17 protein-coding genes are annotated in these 18,636 nt (G+C 47.7%); 12 read left to right on the forward strand and 5 right to left on the reverse strand.

All coding sequences use genetic code 11. The annotated features are described in order from the left end of the window. Positions 1–67: 67 nt before the first annotated feature. Genes ACLVWR_RS09605 through ACLVWR_RS09655 form a run of 11 tightly spaced genes read left to right on the forward strand, consistent with a single transcriptional unit; the run spans position 68 to position 12,113 of the window. Positions 68–2,137, forward strand: a complete 2,070-nt coding sequence (locus ACLVWR_RS09605; RefSeq protein ID WP_413580486.1) for a sensor histidine kinase — start codon at positions 68–70, stop codon at positions 2,135–2,137. Next, positions 2,138–3,625 (forward strand): GGDEF domain-containing protein, encoded by a 1,488-nt coding sequence (locus tag ACLVWR_RS09610; RefSeq protein WP_413580487.1) that lies wholly within the window; start codon positions 2,138–2,140, stop codon positions 3,623–3,625. 50 nt (positions 3,626–3,675) lie between these two features. After that, positions 3,676–4,815, forward strand: coding sequence for an alanine racemase (alr, locus tag ACLVWR_RS09615; protein WP_413580488.1), 1,140 nt, complete (start codon positions 3,676–3,678; stop codon positions 4,813–4,815). Then, positions 4,812–5,648: an MlaE family ABC transporter permease gene (locus ACLVWR_RS09620; protein WP_413580489.1), complete on the forward strand. Its 837-nt coding sequence runs from the start codon at positions 4,812–4,814 to the stop codon at positions 5,646–5,648. The genes alr and ACLVWR_RS09620 overlap by 4 nt, the downstream gene beginning before the upstream one ends. Further along, positions 5,648–6,412 carry an ABC transporter ATP-binding protein gene (locus tag ACLVWR_RS09625; RefSeq protein WP_340598938.1) on the forward strand — a complete coding sequence of 255 codons (765 nt, stop codon included), beginning with the start codon at positions 5,648–5,650 and terminating at the stop codon, positions 6,410–6,412. The genes ACLVWR_RS09620 and ACLVWR_RS09625 overlap by 1 nt, the downstream gene beginning before the upstream one ends. Next, positions 6,409–7,776 carry an MlaD family protein gene (locus tag ACLVWR_RS09630; protein ID WP_413580490.1) on the forward strand — a complete coding sequence of 456 codons (1,368 nt, stop codon included), beginning with the start codon at positions 6,409–6,411 and terminating at the stop codon, positions 7,774–7,776. The genes ACLVWR_RS09625 and ACLVWR_RS09630 overlap by 4 nt, the downstream gene beginning before the upstream one ends. Positions 7,777–7,779: 3 nt before the next feature. After that, complete coding sequence (locus ACLVWR_RS09635) at positions 7,780–9,528, forward strand: tetratricopeptide repeat protein (RefSeq protein ID WP_413580491.1); 1,749 nt, start codon at positions 7,780–7,782, stop codon at positions 9,526–9,528. Next, complete coding sequence (locus ACLVWR_RS09640) at positions 9,528–10,205, forward strand: hypothetical protein (protein ID WP_413580492.1); 678 nt, start codon at positions 9,528–9,530, stop codon at positions 10,203–10,205. Before ACLVWR_RS09635 ends, ACLVWR_RS09640 begins: the two co-directional genes overlap by 1 nt. Further along, the gene (locus ACLVWR_RS09645; RefSeq protein WP_413580493.1) at positions 10,205–11,167 is read left to right on the forward strand and encodes a 3'-5' exoribonuclease YhaM family protein; all 963 of its coding nucleotides are present in this window, start codon (positions 10,205–10,207) and stop codon (positions 11,165–11,167) included. The genes ACLVWR_RS09640 and ACLVWR_RS09645 overlap by 1 nt, the downstream gene beginning before the upstream one ends. Next, the gene (gene cysE, locus ACLVWR_RS09650) at positions 11,167–11,685 is read left to right on the forward strand and encodes a serine O-acetyltransferase (protein WP_413580494.1); all 519 of its coding nucleotides are present in this window, start codon (positions 11,167–11,169) and stop codon (positions 11,683–11,685) included. The genes ACLVWR_RS09645 and cysE overlap by 1 nt, the downstream gene beginning before the upstream one ends. Next, positions 11,682–12,113 (forward strand): DUF962 domain-containing protein, encoded by a 432-nt coding sequence (locus ACLVWR_RS09655; protein WP_413580495.1) that lies wholly within the window; start codon positions 11,682–11,684, stop codon positions 12,111–12,113. The genes cysE and ACLVWR_RS09655 overlap by 4 nt, the downstream gene beginning before the upstream one ends. 355 nt (positions 12,114–12,468) lie before the next feature. On the opposite strand, the gene ACLVWR_RS09660 is transcribed toward ACLVWR_RS09655, so the two are convergent. Beyond that, entirely contained in the window at positions 12,469–12,825 is a 357-nt protein-coding gene (locus tag ACLVWR_RS09660; RefSeq protein WP_340598949.1) for a hypothetical protein, read from the reverse strand. 245 nt (positions 12,826–13,070) lie between these two features. Here ACLVWR_RS09660 and rpsD point away from each other — a divergent pair, with 245 nt between their 5' ends. Further along, positions 13,071–13,697, forward strand: coding sequence for a 30S ribosomal protein S4 (gene rpsD, locus ACLVWR_RS09665; RefSeq protein WP_340598951.1), 627 nt, complete (start codon positions 13,071–13,073; stop codon positions 13,695–13,697). A 51-nt stretch (positions 13,698–13,748) separates the two neighbouring features. On the opposite strand, the gene ACLVWR_RS09670 is transcribed toward rpsD, so the two are convergent. From ACLVWR_RS09670 to ACLVWR_RS09685, 4 genes are all read right to left on the reverse strand, one after another. Beyond that, positions 13,749–14,516, reverse strand: coding sequence for a hypothetical protein (locus ACLVWR_RS09670; RefSeq protein WP_413580496.1), 768 nt, complete (start codon positions 14,514–14,516; stop codon positions 13,749–13,751). Between the two features lie 131 nt (positions 14,517–14,647). Beyond that, on the reverse strand, positions 14,648–17,194 hold the full coding sequence (gene hrpB / locus ACLVWR_RS09675) for an ATP-dependent helicase HrpB (RefSeq protein WP_413580497.1): 2,547 nt from the start codon (positions 17,192–17,194) through the stop codon (positions 14,648–14,650). After that, positions 17,191–17,847 carry an SAM-dependent methyltransferase gene (locus ACLVWR_RS09680; RefSeq protein WP_413580498.1) on the reverse strand — a complete coding sequence of 219 codons (657 nt, stop codon included), beginning with the start codon at positions 17,845–17,847 and terminating at the stop codon, positions 17,191–17,193. Before ACLVWR_RS09680 ends, hrpB begins: the two co-directional genes overlap by 4 nt. Beyond that, entirely contained in the window at positions 17,847–18,575 is a 729-nt protein-coding gene (locus ACLVWR_RS09685; RefSeq protein WP_413580499.1) for an HAD family hydrolase, read from the reverse strand. The genes ACLVWR_RS09680 and ACLVWR_RS09685 overlap by 1 nt, the downstream gene beginning before the upstream one ends. Between the last annotated feature and the right edge of the window lie 61 nt (positions 18,576–18,636).

Here is an 18,636-nt window from a genome sequence, read left to right on the forward strand (position 1 = left end):
ATCAAAGACTCAGACGTGCGCTAGTCCGCGGCGAGTCCTGGGAATGGGACAGGAAGGAACAGGCTCAATGAAAGTGAAACTCCTAGCAGTGTTGATTGCGGTAGCAGCGTTATTTATCGGCGCCGTTTTGTGGCGAACAGATAGTTTCGTGTACGGCGATCGCATGAGTTGGGTGGAGGCACAGACCCGCACGCAAATCAGTTCCATCTCCCGTTCTTTGGGCGGCGAGCTTAAATCCCTGCAAAGAGTTGTCGCGACTTTCAACGCCGAGAACTTTCAAAAAAACAGAATTAACTGGTCCACAATTGCGCCGTACTATGCGGTGGCTTCAGTGGCTATCAATGGCAGTGACATTGAACCTCAGGTTTTGATCACGCGTGAAAATTCGAAAGCGGCCAACTGGAACAATGCTTTTGTAAAAGCGGCTTTGGGTAAAATTGAAAATCGCACGAGCGACCTCAGATTTTTTATCAAACCTTTCCAGGACACCAATCGTGGCCGCTATGTCGCGGTTGTGATTCTTGAAGGCAATCGTGGATATGCGTTGTTCAGTTCCGGAGAAATTTTTCAGTCGCAAGTGGATTCCGAACGCGGCAGTCTTAGTTCCTTTTCCATCGTGACGACTTACGGTCTGACAGTGGGGCACACCATCCCGGAATATCTGGGCACAGTCATGCGCGATGATCCAATGTACAAACAGATCGCCAAAGACGGGGCAACTCACGGTGGAGGAGTTGTTGAAGGCAGCGGCAAGCAGCAATTGTTCGGAATGTTTGAACAGGTGCCTCACACGAATTTGTGGGTGCTGAGTTCGGCTCCGTTGAATGAAGCTTTGAAGGGGCGCACTGGTTTGTGGTGGCAGTTCCTGTTGATGGGTGTGGGACTGGTACTTGTGGGGATTGCGGCGGTGCTTTGGGTTGTCGCTCCCGCTGAAAATAAAATTGAAAAACTTGAGACGGATTTGGTGAAAGCACAAAAGCAGGCTGCAGCCACACCACCACCGACCACATCAGTGGTCGCGGATCCGGAAACGGCACAAAACGAAAAAGTTCAGACATCCATGCGCGTGGCTTCGGCGTTGGCGCACGAGATGCGCGGACCGTTGAGTTCGATTTTGGGGTACTCACAAATGATTCTGGCGAAACATCCTGAAGGGGAGATCGTCGAGAACACGGATTCTATTTTGCGCGAGACGCGCGCGGCCCGTGAAGTTCTGAATAAACTTTTGGGTTATGCCGGCGAAGAGATCAAAGAAAAGAACTCCATGAAAGTGGAAGGCCCGCTGGCAAGAGCTTTAAAATCCCTGGAAGGCGAATTGCAAAACAAGGGTGTTAAAGTGGTTCGTAATTTTCAGGAAACCAGCCCGTTGGATTTGCATGCCGATGCTTTGGTGAAGGCATTTGAAAACATCATCATGAATTCCATTGAAGCGATGGAGCGCATGCCGAAAAAGGAACTGAAGCTGGATCTTTTTGAGGACGGTTCCGGAGTGCATTTGTCATTCGAGGATTCCGGTGAAGGTATTGATTCGGCAAATCTGACAAAAATTTTCGATCCGTTTTTCACCACACGTTCATTCAAGAATCACATGGGGCTGGGATTGTCAGCGGCCTTCGGTGTTTTGAAGGAACATAATGCTGAAGTCAAAGTCACGTCTGAGCGCGGTTTCGGCGCAAAAGTTCTGATCACCTTCAAGAAGGTGGAAGCAGTGGGTGTTTTGAAAGCGCCATTGGCGGCACCAGTGGCTCCGGCTCCGGTGGTGGAAAAGATTCAGATTCAAGGCGAGGTGTTGCAGCTTCGCGAGGAGTCCCCGCATCGCGAAGAAGCGGAAGCGGAATTTGTGGAGACGAAAATGCAAGCATCACCAGGCACTCATTCACCATTGGATGTGAATATCGACAAACTTTTGGAAATGCCTGAAGAGGTGGTTTCTTCGGCAATCGACGAAGAGACGCCGGTTCCGGAAATTGAAGCCGCCGATTTTTCCGAGGATAAGACCGTTGTGTCAGCGCCGATTGATGATCAGTTCACTCCGGTCAATTTGATCAATGCGCCAGCAGCAGAACTAAAACCGGTTCGCAAATCCAAGGCCGACAGTTATCAAGTTGAAATTCGCAGACCTGGAAAGAGGACTTAATTGGACATTCGCGATCATAGCTCTCAGTTTACAGTTTATGTATTCACCACGGATGTGGATCAGGGTGCTGCCGTTAAGGTTTCTCTTTCGCAGGCGGGTTATGATGCCTATTTTATCCAGGACCCTGAGCAGCTGGAACAGCGTTTGAAGGACACTCCACCGCATTTGCTGGTGTTTTCGACGGCGACTATGGCGGGTGCTTTAAGTGATTTCGTGGTCCATGTGCAAAAGATCAACGACGAAATTCGTTACATTGCGATCTCAAATTTGGGACAGTTTGATATTTTGTCCCAGTATCAAAGTTTCGGATTCATGGATGTTATCTCCGACGAGGCCGTGGCGATAGAGTCCCGCGTGCTTTGGGCCGTGGATCGTGCTTGTGAAAAAATTTATCTGGCTTTGCAGAACGAACAGTTGATCGAGGATATTGAATCCACCAAGCAACAGCTTGAAGATGTTCAACAGGCAGCAATGACCACGATGAAACATCAGGAGGAAGAGGCGGCTCGCCCGGCTTTCCCGATGCGTATTGCTGAGTATCGTTCCGCGCAATCCAAAGAAGACATGGTACAAAGATTTCTGAACGGAATCTCTGAAAGCCGTTGCGTGTTTTTTAAGTTTCTTCCTTCCGTGCGCAGCTTCGTGGCCACGCACGCCAATGGAATCGATTCGGCGCAGATTCAAGGTGTCGGAACTCAACTGACCACGGACGAGATGAAAGACCTGGGGTCGCAATTGGCCATGGGTTTGATTCCACCAAGTTTTTCGAATCTGTTGATCGAAGCCTTTCATTTGAAGCCGCCCAAGGCGATTCCGCTTTATGGTGGCAATCAATTGGAAGGACTGTTCGTATATTCCGGTGGGATGGAAGCACAGGCGCTGGCTCAGTTGAACGATGAGTACACACTGTTTAATCTCTGTTACTCACATTTTGTTCTGGAAAAAAGAGTCGACACGCTGGAAGTCCAAGATTTTGTGACGGAACTCTTTAATCGCAATCACTATGTTAAAGTTTTGGAGGATGAAGTTGCTCGTGCCCGTCGTTTGAAACAACCTCTGGCAATCGTAAAAATCTCCATGGATGATTTTTATGAGATCGAGTCATCTTTGGGTGATGCGGTGAGGGATGAGTTGCTAAAATCATTGGCAACTGTGATATCAAAATCCAGCCGTACCAACGATACGAACTTCAGAACAGCAGCCAATGAGTTGACAATGGTGCTGCCTCATTGCTCTAAAAAAGGGGCAGCGTTGCGTGCGGAAAGAGTTCGTCGCGCTGTTGAGGGAAGTACGTTCCTGGAAAATGGAATGCAGGTGTCGATCAGCCTGGGAGTGAGTGAATACCCTTCGTTGTGTGATTCACCGAAGTCCCTTGATGAATCAGCTGGGAAAGCCCTGGCTCACATTGCAGATAAGGGTGGAAACAAGATTTGCTTGTACAAAGCCCCGGAAAGTCACAAGCCTGAATTCGAAATTCCGGCTGAATAGGATTAGTGTTTTTAATGGAAATGTTTCGAAAAACTTTTGCGGAAATTAATTTGGATAACCTGACACATAACATTCGTGTCTTGCAAAAGGCGTTTCCGAACAGGTTCCTGTGCCCGATGGTCAAAGCCAATGCCTATGGCCACGGTGATGTAAAACTTGCTTTGCACCTGGAAAAGCTGGGCATCCAGCAATTGGGTGTCTGCCTGATTGAGGAAGGTCTGTTGCTTAGAAAATCCGGCGTAAACGTGGAAATTCTGGTCTTCAGAGGTTTCGATGAAGTCGGTGCCAAGGCGATCATCGACAACAACATGACCGCCGTTGTCAGCACCTGGGAGCAGATTGAAGCTCTGGAAAAAGTCGCAAATAAAAAAGTCAGCGTTCACGTTAAATTTGATACCGGGATGAATCGACTGGGTTTCCGGGTTGAAGAGGCGCAAAAAGTTTTTGATCGTTTGAATGGACACGCAAAGATTGAAGTAAAGGCCCTGTGCACGCATCTTTATATTGGTGAAAATGCGCAGGAAATGGATCAAACCAGCGCGCATCAGTTGCAAAAATTGAACAAGATCTCCGAAGTCTTCAAATCCATGAATGTGTTCTGTCATGCACTGAACAGTTCGGGGATTTTGAATTTGATGGAGATGGAGAAAAAAGGTTCTCAGGATAAATCTCATCCTCTGTATATGCAGAACTGGGGTTTGCGCCCGGGTTTGATGATTTATGGGTACAGCTCGTTGGGACATCCTGACGTGGCGGGATTGAAACCGGTGATGAATTTGAAATCGGTGGTGAATAACTTTCGCCAGGTAAAAGCCGGGGAAACGGTTTCTTATGGCGCAAAATGGACGGCACAGCGTGATTCGGTCATCGCGGTTATTTCCATTGGCTATGGTGACGGTTATCATCGTCTGCTTTCCAATAAATCTTCGGTGTTGTTCGATGGTAAAAGCGTGCCTGTGGTCGGAACTGTTTGTATGGACTACCTGATGGTGGATGTGACAGACGTGGTTCAGGGGCGTGCGCTTGAAACATTTAAAAACACTGAAGTCGTTTTATTTGGTGCAGACCAAAAAGGTCATGTGCTTTCGGCTGATGAATTGGCTCATAAAGCCCACACCATTTCTTATGAAATGTTAACCAGCGTGGGTGAGCGTGTGCCTCGGGTGTACGTCGGTAAGGAGACTCCGTGAGTTCACAAGGACTGGTACAAAAAGCAGCGTTTGGTGTTTCCTGGATCGGAGCTTCGTTTATCGGTTTCTTCCGCAGTTTTGTCGAAGAAACCGGGCGCATGATGATGTTCTTCGGGGAAAGCATCCGTTTAGTTTTTGCCAAGCCTTCGCGTTTTCCGGAAATCATCAAGCACATGGAGTTCATCGGTAATCAGTCCATTTGGATCATCTGCCTGACCGGCGGATTTACAGGACTGGCACTTTCGATGCAGATTTATCTGGGATTCAAAATGTTTAATGCCGTGAACATGGTTGGACCGGTTGTGGCTCTGGGGATTACCCGTGAGTTGGGTCCGGTGTTGACGGGATTGATCGTGGCGGCGCGTGCCGGTGGAGCGATGGCCGCTCGCCTGGGAACGATGCGCGTGAATGAGCAAATCGACGCCCTTGAAGTTATGGGTGTGAACACCAAGCAATATCTGATCTCTCCAAGATTGGTTGCGGCATTTATCTGTATGCCACTTTTGACTGCTGTTTTCGACTTTGTCGCGATGATGGGCAGTTGGTTTTTGTGTGTGAAGATCGTGCAACTTGATGAAGCAGTTTTCTGGCAGAAAATCCGCGACATGATCGAGGTCAAACACATCAATGAAGGTTTGATCAAAGGTGCAGTCTTCGGGATTTTCTTTGCTTTGATTTGTACTTTCCGTGGCTTTAATACCACGGGCGGCGCCAAAGGCGTGGGTGAAGCCACCAACCAAGGTGTCGTACAAAGCATGGTCATGATTATTATGCTGGATTACTTCCTGACGAATTTGATCCGTCTTTACTACAGCCTGATGGGGATCTCATAATGTTCAAACAACCCGCTGTACAAATTCGTGACTTGAAAAAAACCTTCGATGGCAACGACTACATTTTGAAGGGGATCAATCTTGAAATCCCCAAGGGAAGTCTGACTGCGATTATCGGGTTTTCCGGTACTGGAAAAAGTGTGATGCTAAAGCATCTGTTGGGATTGTATAAACCCACTTCCGGTTCCATCGAAGTTTTGGGGCGGGATTTAAATCAGATGAATGAGGATGACCTCACCAAGTTCAGACAGAAATTCGGCGTGTTGTTTCAGTCCGCTGCATTGTTTGATGACATGTCTGTTCTTGAAAATGTCTGCTTTCCGCTTTTTGAACACCGTCGGGATTTGAAGGAAACTCAAGTCCTTCGTATTGCTGAAGATAAACTTCATCAGGTCGGTCTGGACCCTAAACACTACAAAAAACTTCCGAGTCAAATCTCGGGTGGTATGCAAAAAAGAACGGGTCTAGCCAGAGCTCTCGCCCTAGATCCAGAAATCCTGATCTATGATGAGCCGACCACGGGTTTAGATCCCATTCTGACTGAAATGGTAGATAATTTAATCCTGGATACGCATAAGCAACGGAATGGGCAATTGACGTCAATCATGGTTTCCCATGATTTGTCCGCCGCGTTTAGGATTGCGGATCATATCGCGATGTTAGATAGTGGCCGGGTTTTACTATTCGGGACTCCAGAGGACTTCTTTAATACCGATATTGAGTTGGTTAAGAAGTTCGTGAATAAAGGGATGAAACATCAATGAATTGGCTCCGTGCTGCTGAGTTTAAAGTAGGTCTTTTGGTGATCGTAGTAGGATCACTGATTGCCGTTATGTCCATGCAGGTGAGCGAAGATCCCTCTTACCTTGGCCGTTCCAAAAAAGCCTGGTTCCTTCTTCCCAATGCGGGTGGTCTGGTTAAGAATTCAGCAATTCGTTCTGCGGGTATTCCTGTGGGTGTTATCAAAGACATTCGTTTGCAGGATGGCCAGGCCCGTGTCGACATCACCGTTAAGTCGGATGTTCCTTTAACAACATCTGCAGGTATTGAAATCAAAGCTCAAGGTATTTTGGGTGACTCCCACGTTGAAGTTTACCCGGGCTCTCCAACAGATCCGCCACTTCCTGACAATGCGCAAATTTTGAATGTCAAAGCCGGTGGTTCTTTGGAAAACCTGGTTCAGCAAGTGGGTGAGGTGACGTCCTCATTGAAAGTTGTAGCAAAGAATCTGGAGCAAGCGACTTCTGAAAATGGAACTCGAAACCACATTCTGGGTCGCATCGTTAAGAACGTAGAAACGATCACGCAAGACCTGGCGCAAATGACGACTGAAAACAAAGACAAAGTCGGCGACATCGTGAACGATGTTCAAGACATCACAACCAGCCTGCGTGAAGTCATGAATGACAACAGCGACACAGGACTTAAAAAGACCTGGGCTCGTCTGGCTGAGACCATGAAGAACCTGGATGAAATCACCGGCAAAATCAATCGTGGGGAAGGGACTATCGGTAAACTTATCAGCGACGAAGCTACAGCTGAAAAAGTCGACAGTGCCATCGATGGTCTGAACAACATGGTCGGTGCAGCCAGCAGTATCGAAACTGCTTTCGATTTCAGAACTGATTATCTGGGCGAAGTGGGTAACTGGAAAACGACGGTGGGTGTAAGAATCCAGCCTGGCTTGGATCGTTACTACTACCTGGCAGTCGTGGATGATCCAGTGGGCCTTGTAGAAACAACACGCTTTCAATACTCCGGTGCACCTCCACAAAACTCGGGTGACTACTACGAAAAGAAAACTTACGAAAACAAACTTAAATTCACGTTGTTATTCGCTAAAAACTTCTGGGATCTGACTCTTAAAGGGGGCGTGATCGAGAATGGTGGCGGTTTCGGTGTGGATTACTACTTCTTCCGTCGTAAGATGAAAGCGACTGTGGAGGCGTTTGACTTCACTCGTACCAACTTGCGCGGAAATATCAGTTACTTCTTCTATCGCGGCCTTTACCTAAACGCCGGTTGGAATGATGCCTTCAATAAGAATGACGCCAGTTCATCTTATATCGGAGCTGGTCTATTGCTGACCAACGACGATTTAAAACTGCTCCTCACGAAGGGGCTGTAAAGTATGTCGGTTGAGGTTTCCAATACAGAAAAAGTATGGCTGATAAAATCCTCAACCAGGATTCTAGGTCCATTTTCTGTCGAAGAAGTCACAACACTTCTAAAAACCCGCCAGGTTTCCATTATTGATGAAATCAGACTTCCTGTCGGGCGCTGGAGTTATATCCGCGAAAATCAGCGTTTTATGGAAATCATCCGGGCTATTCGTGAAGAGCAGGATAATTCTCCGGAAAACACGATGACCCAATCGATTCCTCACAATACCTCGTTTACGAAAACGGAACCGACGGTGGATCGCGAAGAGCATACTTTGACTCCGATTCCACCTGTTCATTCCGGCATGAAGGATATTTCCGCGGCAACTGAAAGACCTGTAGGACATAAAGGATTGCCAGGTGCTGGTGTCAGCTATGGAACAGCCAATGATGCTCGCGTGCAGGGGAAACTTCGTCAGCAGTCCTCGGCACTTCGTTGGGCTGTGATTGGATTGGCGGCGATCGTCACTCTTGGAATTTATGTTATGCTGGGCAATCGCCAGTCCGAGACCTCAGGGAACTATGATGAACTGATTTCACAGGCGATCCGCTATAAGAGCGTGGGTTTGTATGAAAGAGCCCTTCGTTCATATAAATCCGCGGCATCTCTAAAAGAACCCGATCTCGACACGCAAATTCAAATGGCTCCGGTGCTTATTTCAGAGGATCGTCAGACTATGCAAGGTCGTCGTACCCTGGAAAAAGCCATCGTGCAGGAAAACCGTCAGCGTGGGGATTTGGTGGATGCCTATTTGGGTATCGCCGTTTCATACATGATGGACGGGGATTTGAAAGAGGCCGAGAACACTTTGCAAAAAGCCATCGGTCATGAACCATTTAATATTTCTGCGCGCCTGAATCTGGCGATTGTCGACATGAAAAAAGGCAACTACCACGAAGCCATGCGCAAATTTGAAAATGTGCTTAGCAGAGAACCCGGCAATGTTATGGCAGTCTATGGACGTGCCATGGCAGCGATGGAAGTGGCAAAGACAACATCGGATTTGTCTTACCTGAAACACGTCGTAAATGATTTGCAAAGCACTTTGCAGAAAGCTTACTGGTTGCGCCAGGAGCTGAGCCTTTTCCTGATCTATGCATATAATTTGATGGGCGACGTGGATGCAATGAACCAGTCGATCGTTAAGTTTTTAAGCGAGACCCCGGGCACTTCCAATTTGTACACTCATTCGTTGAATGTCGACTGGCGTTTCACGCAATGGGATTACCTTGAGAAGTATTGTTCTGAAGTCTATGCACGCAGTATTCCTTCTGCAGAATTCAAAGCGGTTCGTGCGATTTGCCTGATGGAAATCAATCGTGACAGCGATGCAGACAAACTATTGCAGGAAGCTATCAGCGAAGGTCCCAAGGATCCTTACGTTCTTGCGGCTCAGGCTTCCTACTTGAAAAAAACGGGTCGCATACCAGAAGCCATGGCTATCCTTAAGATGCCGGAATTATCCAGCTTGAATGTGCGGGATCGTTTGATGGGTGATATCTGTATGTCCAATCACGATGTGAATTGCGCGCAGATGGCTTTCACCCGAGTCTATGAAAAAAACAATGCCTCCGGTCCGGCTCTGTATGGGTTGTCCTGGGTTGTATTAAAACGAAAAGATCGCAATGCCGCTTTAAATTATACTCGAGCGGGTTTGCAGACTGAACCTACCTTCATACCTCTGTTGGAAATGAGGGATCAACTGGAGGCTGATTGATGAATCAGCCTTTTGTGCTTTTCATTCTGGGTGCTTTAGTTGCGCTGAGCGGGTGTTCCAAAGACCCTGGTGGTTATCATCGCGAAGAATACAAAGTGGTGAAGTTCGAGGACGTGCCACCTGATTTGAAGATTCCAACCAAGGCCTGGGAGGCACTGTCTTTTCAAGCCGCTCCTGATGCCCACGGTGCGGAATCCGAAAAGGCTGATACCAGCAACAAAGAAATCGTATTTTCAGATGTGACTGTTTTCCTGGTCGATAAAAATCCCGGCATTCTGAAAGAGGAAGCCATCAAGTTTGAATTGCCTCGTGGTGGCGGTGAAATTGATTTGTCACAATACCTGAATGATCGTCAGGGTTCATTTTATGTGGGCTTTGAATTTCCGGCTTTCACTGAAGCCACACAAAGCAAAGTTCTATTTGTCAGTCGCGCCCGCAAACGCCGTCTGGGTGATATTATTTACGGTGCGGGCTGCAATCAAATTCTGGATATCACCAACAAGTATAATCTGGCGATGAAGGGCGAAGGCCTGAAAGTCAATACCACTCGGGAACGCCATATCAGTGTCCTGGGCGGTACGTTCCTGTTCTCGGCTGAAAAGGCTGGCACTATTTATGTCGCACAAGTTTCGTTCGTGGATCCAACTCATAAAAATCTTTTCTGTGAGGCACCCTGATGGACAAGAAAACCGTTCATAGTCTTCAAGATAAAGACACTGTTGAAATGCTTTTCCTGGTTAAGGAAAAGACCGTCGGAGTGGGTAAAAATGGCAAACCCTTCATGGGCTTGCAATTGGGTGATGCAACAGGATCCATTGATGCGCGCCTTTGGGACCGCGTTGAAGAACTGGCACGTCAGTTTGAAACTGGCGATGTGCTGAAAGTTAAAGGCCTGGTGCAGTTGTTTCAAAACCGTAAGCAGCTGGTGATTCATCGACTGGAGCGCGTGGAGAACTCGGAAGTGAATTTCGAGGATTTCATTCCAAAGGCGGCAAGAGAAACAGAAGACATGCTGGTGGAACTGTTGCAGCTGGTTCGCTCTATGCGCAATGATCATCTTAAACAGTTGGTGTTGGATACGTTGGAGGATCCGGAAATTCGTCCCCGTATTCTGCGCGCCCCTGCCGCGAAGTCCATTCATCACGCTTGGGTGGGCGGACTTTTAGAGCATATTCTGTCGATCTGTAAGATCATGGATTTCATGGGATCACATTATCCATTCCTGAACCGTGACTTGCTTTTGTTTGGCGCTATATTTCATGACATCGGAAAAATTTGGGAACTCTCTTATGATAACGGAGTTCAGTACACCGATCGCGGACGCCTGTTGGGGCACATGCAATTGGCTTGTGAGCTTATAGATAAAAAATCAGCTCGTATTCTGGGATTCAGCGAAGAACTTCGCGATATTTGTAAGCACATTATCCTAAGTCATCATGGCAAATTGGAATATGGTTCACCGAAGCGTCCTAAATTTATGGAAGCGATGTTGATCGCCATGGTCGATGACCTGGATAGTAAAGTCGCGACTTTGAAATCAATTGTTGACGGTGAGCGCGCCTCAGGCGAGAAATGGTCTCGCTACAATGAATTGTTTGATCGTTACTTCCTACTTGATGATTTGAATGAGAAATATTGATGTTTGATTTGTGGAAGCGCCTGATTGCGCTGTTGAACACATACAAGGCTTATGATCCCGCGGCAAAGTCCCGTTGGGAGATCGCTTTGTTGTATCCGGGCCCAAAAGCCTTGATCATGCACCGCCTGGCTCATCTGCTTTATAAAGCTGAATTGTTTTTCGTGGCGCGCTTGGTGGCAGAGATTTCCCGTTGGTTGACGGGGATTGAAGTTCACCCGGGGGCAAATCTGGGGCGTCGTCTGGTTATTGATCATGGCTTCGGCGTGGTGATCGGAGAGACGGCCGTCGTTGGCGATGATTGCATTATTTTTCATGGAGTGACATTGGGGGGGATTAAATTCGACCCGGTGAAACGACATCCAACAGTGGGTAACAAAGTCATGATCGGTGCCGGAGCCAAAGTTCTGGGGCCAATAATCATCGGTGACGGTGCCATGATCGGAGCCAACGCTGTGGTTGTTAAAGATGTGCCAGCAGGCGCAACTGTGGTCGGTCCCGTTGGCCAGGTTAAAGCATGACCCTGCAGGAGTGGTTCGCTGAATACGGCGAAAGTCATCAAAACTCCAAAAACAAACTCATCCATAAAATTTGCGTGCCGTTGATTTTCTTTTCGGTCGTAGGCCTGCTTTTGCAAATTCCAGTTCAAATGGGCCCGATCAAATTAGGGGAGATCTTTATCGCCATTGCTCTGGGTTGGTATTCCACCTTGGGGATGAAGCCTGTGATGGTGATGCTGGGGCAATTGGTTTTGTGTTACGTCCTTCTCTATTTATTGGGTATGGTGATCCAGCCTCTATGGGTGGCTCTCGTGATTGTTTTCGTTCTTGCTTGGATTGGTCAGTTCTATGGCCACAGGATTGAAGGCAAAAAGCCCTCTTTCCTGAAAGATCTGCAGTTTCTGCTGATCGGACCCCTTTGGGTCGTTAAGGACCTGTTTTTTAAGTAAATACACCCACAGCTCACAACGCTTAGCGTTGTAAAGTTAGCATGGGCTCACATCCATTTGCATTACGGTTTCATGATCAAAAACTAATACTAAATCTGTCGCTTGACGCTCCGTGGCTCTGAGAGAATGGGGGAGTACCTAAACCACATCGGCCAATCTGGTTGGTGTGATTGAAACTAGCACGAAAGGAGTTCGGCTATGAAACAGGTAGAACTAGAAACGGCTCCTACGACGACCACTCAACTTGAAAGTACAAGTACTGCTACTCCGGTCCGTAAGAAAAACCGTCGCCGCCGCCTTGCCGCTTGGTAAGAAGGCACTCGGGGCCCTCCCAACGCGGAGGGCTTCCATTAAGTTACTTCATGCAAGTAGCTTCGTTGAAAACCCGGTAGTCGCCCTTGTTCTGGGCAACCGTCCACTTTCCTTCTTTTCGTAGTAAAATTCTGGAAGTCCCGTCTCGAGGGGACATGGGGATCCATCCCTCATTCAAGTCAGTTTCCAGGGCATAAAGCTCCTTGGTGCTGCCATCATTGTGGGTTTCGATCAGTTCCAAGAGTCCCGGTTGGCCAATGCTGGGGTTTTCCTGGATGGTGATGCTTTTAAGATCGGGCTGAGCAATGTCCTTACAGAACAACACTGTCTTGGTCGTGGCCTGCGTTACCGCAGAAACCCCTAGGATCGAGATGAAGGTAAGTTTTGTAAGTCGCTTCATGGCAGTTGCATTAGCAAAGGCTTTGTGGAATGTTGAGTGAAAATCTCGACATATGGAATTACGACAAGGACCCGCCGTTGCCATTTGTTTTCTGATTTTACCGCGGCAAAAACTTAGTATGCATTTCGTGATCTCAGAGTGCTTTCTCAATACGTTTTCAATTAGAATGTATTGGGAGTAATTCCTGTTCAACAGGTAGGCATTTCCATTATCACGGTAGCTCGCTTTATAAAGGACTTACTTATATGAAAAGAAAAGGCAAATCTGCTCGCTTTAAACTACAAAGACGTCTTATGACTGAGCTTCCAGGCTTGGGCAAAGCTGGTGCTTTGGAAAGAAGACCATATCCTCCAGGTCAACACGGTCAACGCCGTCGTAAATACTCTGAGTTCGGTCTTCAACTTGAAGAAAAACAAAAAGTTCGTATCCACTACGGACTACGTGAAGAACAATTCCGCCGTATCATCGGTAAGGCTCAAAAATCTTCTAACTCTAACTGGGTTGAGTCTTTGGTGAACTTGTTGGAAAAACGTTTGGATAACGTTGTATTCCGTCTTGGTTTCGCACCTTCTATCGCTGCAGCAAAACAAATGGTTTCTCACGGTAAAGTTTTGTTGAACGGTAAAAAAGTAAACATCTCTTCTCAAATCATCAAAGTAGGCGATATCGTTTCTTTGAAAGCTGATGCTTACCAAAACCAAGTTTACATGTCTGCGAAACAAGCTCCACGTCTTCCACTTCCTTCTTTCATGACTAAAGAAGAAAAAGGTGGCATCGAGACTGGTCGTTTGATCGACGAACCGAACATGGAAGCAGTTCCATTCTCTTTCGATCCAGGTCTAGTGATCTCTTACTACTCTCTTCGTGGGTAGTTCTTAAAGACATTAAGAATCTTAAAAAGGGAGCTGAAAAGCTCCCTTTTTTTATTTGTTCTTCAGGGCTTTTTCCGCCTCGTCATCCAAGTGCATCAGATAAAGGATTGTACCTGTGACGGCCGTGATGCCCGTCCCGATAATTCCGACCTTGGCCATCGTATCCTTTTGAATGCGATTGCTGGATTCCTTCAGGCGGTGAAGCATAACGGGCATATCAAACTTTCCGATGTTGTAGATTTCAAACTGAATGGGGTTTCCGCTCCCATCGTGCAGACCTTTTTTAAGGATTGTGGTCAATGCCGCATAGGGGGAGATAAATTGCGTGCCGTTGGTTCCTACAAAAACATCTGCCTTGGCCAAGGCAGCACAAGCAACCTTGGAGCAGGTGACTCCCCAGGAGTTATCGAATTTTCTTAGGAACTCATTGTTCAGGTGTTTGCGTTTAATCCGAACGACAATGCCGGCTTCCAGTTCTGCCATGTGATCATTTACGATTGCCTTGGTCAGAACGCTGCCATCCAAACGGGTGGCTTCCCTGACCACATAGGCGTGACCAAATGGCGCAAATCCTAAAAGGATGTCGTCTGTATTTCCGAGCACATCAGCGACCTTGGGCTCTCCCTTTTTGAATTCGATATGGCGGTAGTTCACCTTCATATTCAATTCTTCGATGAAAGTTTCGCGACTATCGAATTCAAGAACATCGTTAAAGACATTTTCACAAAGGGCAGCGGCGTGAGCGGCAGGGGATGAGAAGCTTAAAAGGCCCAGCAGGCCCAAAGCTAAAAGCATGAATTTTCCTGCCTGGATCGGCATAGGAGCCCCTTTTTGCGTATTGGGTGTCTACGCATTAAACAGACGCAGCCGTTAGATCAAAACAGCCACAGTCCCACGTCACTTGAAATTTTCAAATGAATAAGAAAGCAATCCAAGGACCAAAGGTTTCCTTAGAAACGGCGGCGACCTTTGGCCTCGGGGGTGCCATCGGCAGGGTCTTCCGGCCACTGATGTTTGGGGTATTTTATTCTTAATTCCTTACGCACTTCCGGATAACCATTCTTCCAGAAGCTTTCCAAATTGGAAGTCACTTGTACCGGACGGAAATTGGGTCCCAGCAGATGAAACGTCAGGGGGGACTTTCCGAATAGCACTTTAGGGGTTTCCATCATACCGAACACTTCCTGAATGCGAACTTCCAGGTAGGGGGCCTTATCCGATGGATAAGTCACCTTGATGGAACTGCCGCTGGGTACTGTGATTCTTGCCGGCAGTTCTTTGTTGAAGGTGCGGATGAAGTCATGATCAAAAACGGATTCAAAGAAGAACACCAGGTCTTTTTCAAACACGGCCTGCAATTTCTTTTCGCCCATACTGGCTTGGGTAAAAGCCTCCAGCTTAAGTCCTTGAAGCTGTTCTTCGCTAAAACTGAATTCACTTTCGAAAACAGCTTGCGCCTGATGGCGCATCCAGAACTCCAGACGTTCCCACCACTCGGCCAGCTTTTCATTGTTCTTTGTGACTAATGACCATTTCTCGACCAGAACCTGGGGTAGTTTTGCTTCCACATCTTCTGGTGACGCTGGCAAAAGCGATGGCTCTTCCAAGGGAAGTCCGAACAGGGATTTATATTCCCGAACAAAGAACTGACCTTTTTCCTCAATGAAAGTCAGGTCGCGATTTTTTTGAATCTCGTTTTTGAAATGGCCAAGGATAAATTCTTTCGTGAATCCACATGCCAGACTCACAATGGTTTCTGCATCACTGCTGCCTTCAATTCCATTGAGGGCCACGAAAAATTCAGAAGTTTTGACCTGGGATTCCGCTTGCAGTTTTACGCCACGTCCGCCCACCATCAAGGCGCGATCCGATTGACCGCGACGGCGACACAGGCGATCCGGAAACGCGCGAAGCAGTAGCGTGCGCATTTCCAGCTCCGTCGATTCCGTCTTGGTGTTTTGGTTTACTCCCATTTTTCTGGCAAGACTCAGAATTTGCGATGCTGATTGGGAGACTGTTTGCATTGCCATGAAGCCTGCTTCGCGTGGTGCTTTACCGGATTTTTTAAACTGCTGCAAAAGATCCAGACGGACTTGCAGATCGCATTCAGTTTTATCCCCTTGAAACGAACCTTGGGCCTCGCGCCGAATGAAATCACGTTCCTGTAGGATCGCGGCAAGATCGGCCCCCAGCTCCAGGGAGTTTCTTTCAGCTGCCACCAACATTAACTTTGCCAGGCGAACTGGAAGTGGAAAGTGCAGAATCTTTCGGCCCAGATCGGTGATCTTGCTATGACTGTCGATGGCTCCGGCAAGCTTTAGATACTGAGTGGCTTTTTCGATCGCAGCAGAGCTTGGTTTTTCAAACCAGGAAAAATTTTGAAAGTCCGACACGCCCTGGGCTGCCAGGAACAAAAGGCTTTCCGTCAGATCCACACGCTGGATTTCCGCGGTCTCACTTTTTGCAAAGGAGTGCTCATCCATTTTGTTCCACATCTTGTAGGCTCTGCCGGGGAATTGGCGTGCAGCACGACCTGCGCGCTGAATGGCGCTGGAAAGACTGATGCGGCCCAGTTCCAGACGGGAAAATCCAGTGCGATAATCCTGCTTCATGTTTTTAGCTAAACCTGAATCAATGACCGTATTCACTCCGTCCAAAGTGACCGAGGATTCTGCGATATTGGTGGAAAGCACAATGCGCTGGCGGGGTCCTTTTTGCAGCGCACGTCTTTGATCCTCAATATTCAACGAACCATGAAGTGGAACCAGGTCTATGTTTCGGCCGGAAGCCCAGTCCTCAAGGACGTTTCGTGCGCGATCAATTTCACCGACCCCAGGCAGGAAAACCAGAATGTCTTTATCCGTTTTCGCCGCGGCCTCGCGCACCGTTTGCGCCAGACTTTCAAAGAAAGAAGGAAAAGTCTGTATAACCTGCGAGTTTTTTTGATAAACAACTTCCAGGTCGAAAAGTTTTCCAGGTACCGATACGATCGGTGCCTGTCCCATATAGGCAGAGATCTTTTCCGCTTCCAGCGTTGCTGACATCACCAGAATTTTAATTTCCCGGCCCAGCTCCTGGAGTTCACGCAAAAGTCCCAGGGACAGATCGACATGCAATGAACGCTCGTGAAATTCATCCAGTATAACCAGATCCACGTCTGACAATTCCGGATCATCCAGCATTTGGCGCGCCAGAAGTGCTTCGGTCATAAAGATCAAACGAGTTTTAGCGGAAGTCTTGTTGGCGAAGCGAACCTGGTAGCCGACTTCTTCTCCGATGGTCCAGCCGCTTTCATCGGCGATGCGATGAGCGGCGGCGATGGCAGCCATACGGCGCGGCTCCAGTACGATGATTTTTCCTTTTACGATGTCCAGCAGGGCCGGAGGCAAACGAGTGGTTTTACCAGCACCCGGTGCAGCGGTCAGAACCAGATTCAAACCATTTTGAAGCTGGTCTTTTATTGAAGGAATAAAATCATCAACGGGAAGGTGAATCATGCGGGATACAAAAGCAGCATGAATTCTGCTTTTTCAAAAGGAACTTTCTTGGCGATTTGATCGATGGTTCCTTCCAGATTCAATTCGTCCTCTTGGGATAGATTCAGAGAAAGAAGCATGCGGCGTTGTGGGAAGTGATCTTTCATATCGCCCAGCATTTTTTTAAGACGATAAGGAGTGTCCATCAAAATGATGGCGCGTTTTTCCTTGGTCAATTCGCGCAGTGCTTTGCCACGGGCTTCAGTTTCTGCGGGAATGAAACCACGGAAAACAAATTCGTCCAGACGTTGACCGCTCAGGGATAGCAATCCCATAAGGGCGGAGGCGCCCAGAACTGATTTTACCGGAATATTTTTTTGTCGACACAAGCGAACCAGGTCCGCTCCGGGGTCACAAAACCCAGGAGTGCCGCAGTCGGTGACCAACGCCACGAGCTTTTTCTCACACAAAGGCACTAGTGCAGCCTTGTCATCCGGTGTGGAGTGTTCGTCCAAAACTTCATAGGTTTTTCCGGTGATTCCATGTACGCGTAAAAGTTTGGAGGCTTCTTTGGTGCTTTCGCAAATCACAACATCGCAGTCCTTCAGTATTTGCAGGGCACGCAAAGATATTTCGCTGGTGTCACCAATCGGAGTTGCCACAAGGTACAACATTAGGAGTTCCTTTGATTCAGGACAAAGTTCATTATTCGAGGCAGGTCAGGAGGTGGTTCTGCCTTGCCCGAATGGGTGCTGTCAAAAAAAATACTCTCAACATGAGGACATTTCTTACCCATCAGATTCAAAATAACGGGCTCATTGTCGAAAAAATAAACTTTGGCGTAGTTTTGGCGGGCGTCTGCCAAAAACCAATCGGTTTTGTATTCGGCATCGTCCATGGTTTTGTCGGGTTTGACGTACAGGATGGCTTGATCATTGAGTGGCAAATTCCACTGTTTCAGCTGTGCCGTTGTGCCAGGCTCCATTCGATGGACATCTCGCCCTGTCAGGTAAGCGATATCCGCACCCATTTTTAAAACGGTCTGGACATATTCTATGGCGCCATCGATGGGCTTGTCATATTTCAAATAATCATTGGAAAAGAAGTGGCTTTTCCAATACTGCATCACTGCGTCCTGAAAAGCCGGATGGTGTCCATCCAGCCCTGCTCGTTGCAAGGCATTTGTAAATCCCCAATCCGTGTGAGCCATTTTGATTTGTCCAAAAAGGGCCACCTGATCCGGGAAAAGTTTTTGATTGTGGGGATCGGCTGCAAAGTCCTTCAGAATCATTTCAATGCGAGGGCTGACGTCGAACAATGTTGAATCCAAATCAAAAACCACAAGGCATTTCTTGCCTTGTGAAACCAGAGTTTGAATATTGACAAGGATTTGATCGATCATGGGGTCATCGTAGCTGTTGGGGTCCAGTTAAGGCAAAGACTTTGTTAACAGGGAAGAGGTC

It is taken from the genome of Bdellovibrio sp. HCB288 (assembly GCF_047305935.1).
Lineage (GTDB): Bacteria > Bdellovibrionota > Bdellovibrionia > Bdellovibrionales > Bdellovibrionaceae > Bdellovibrio.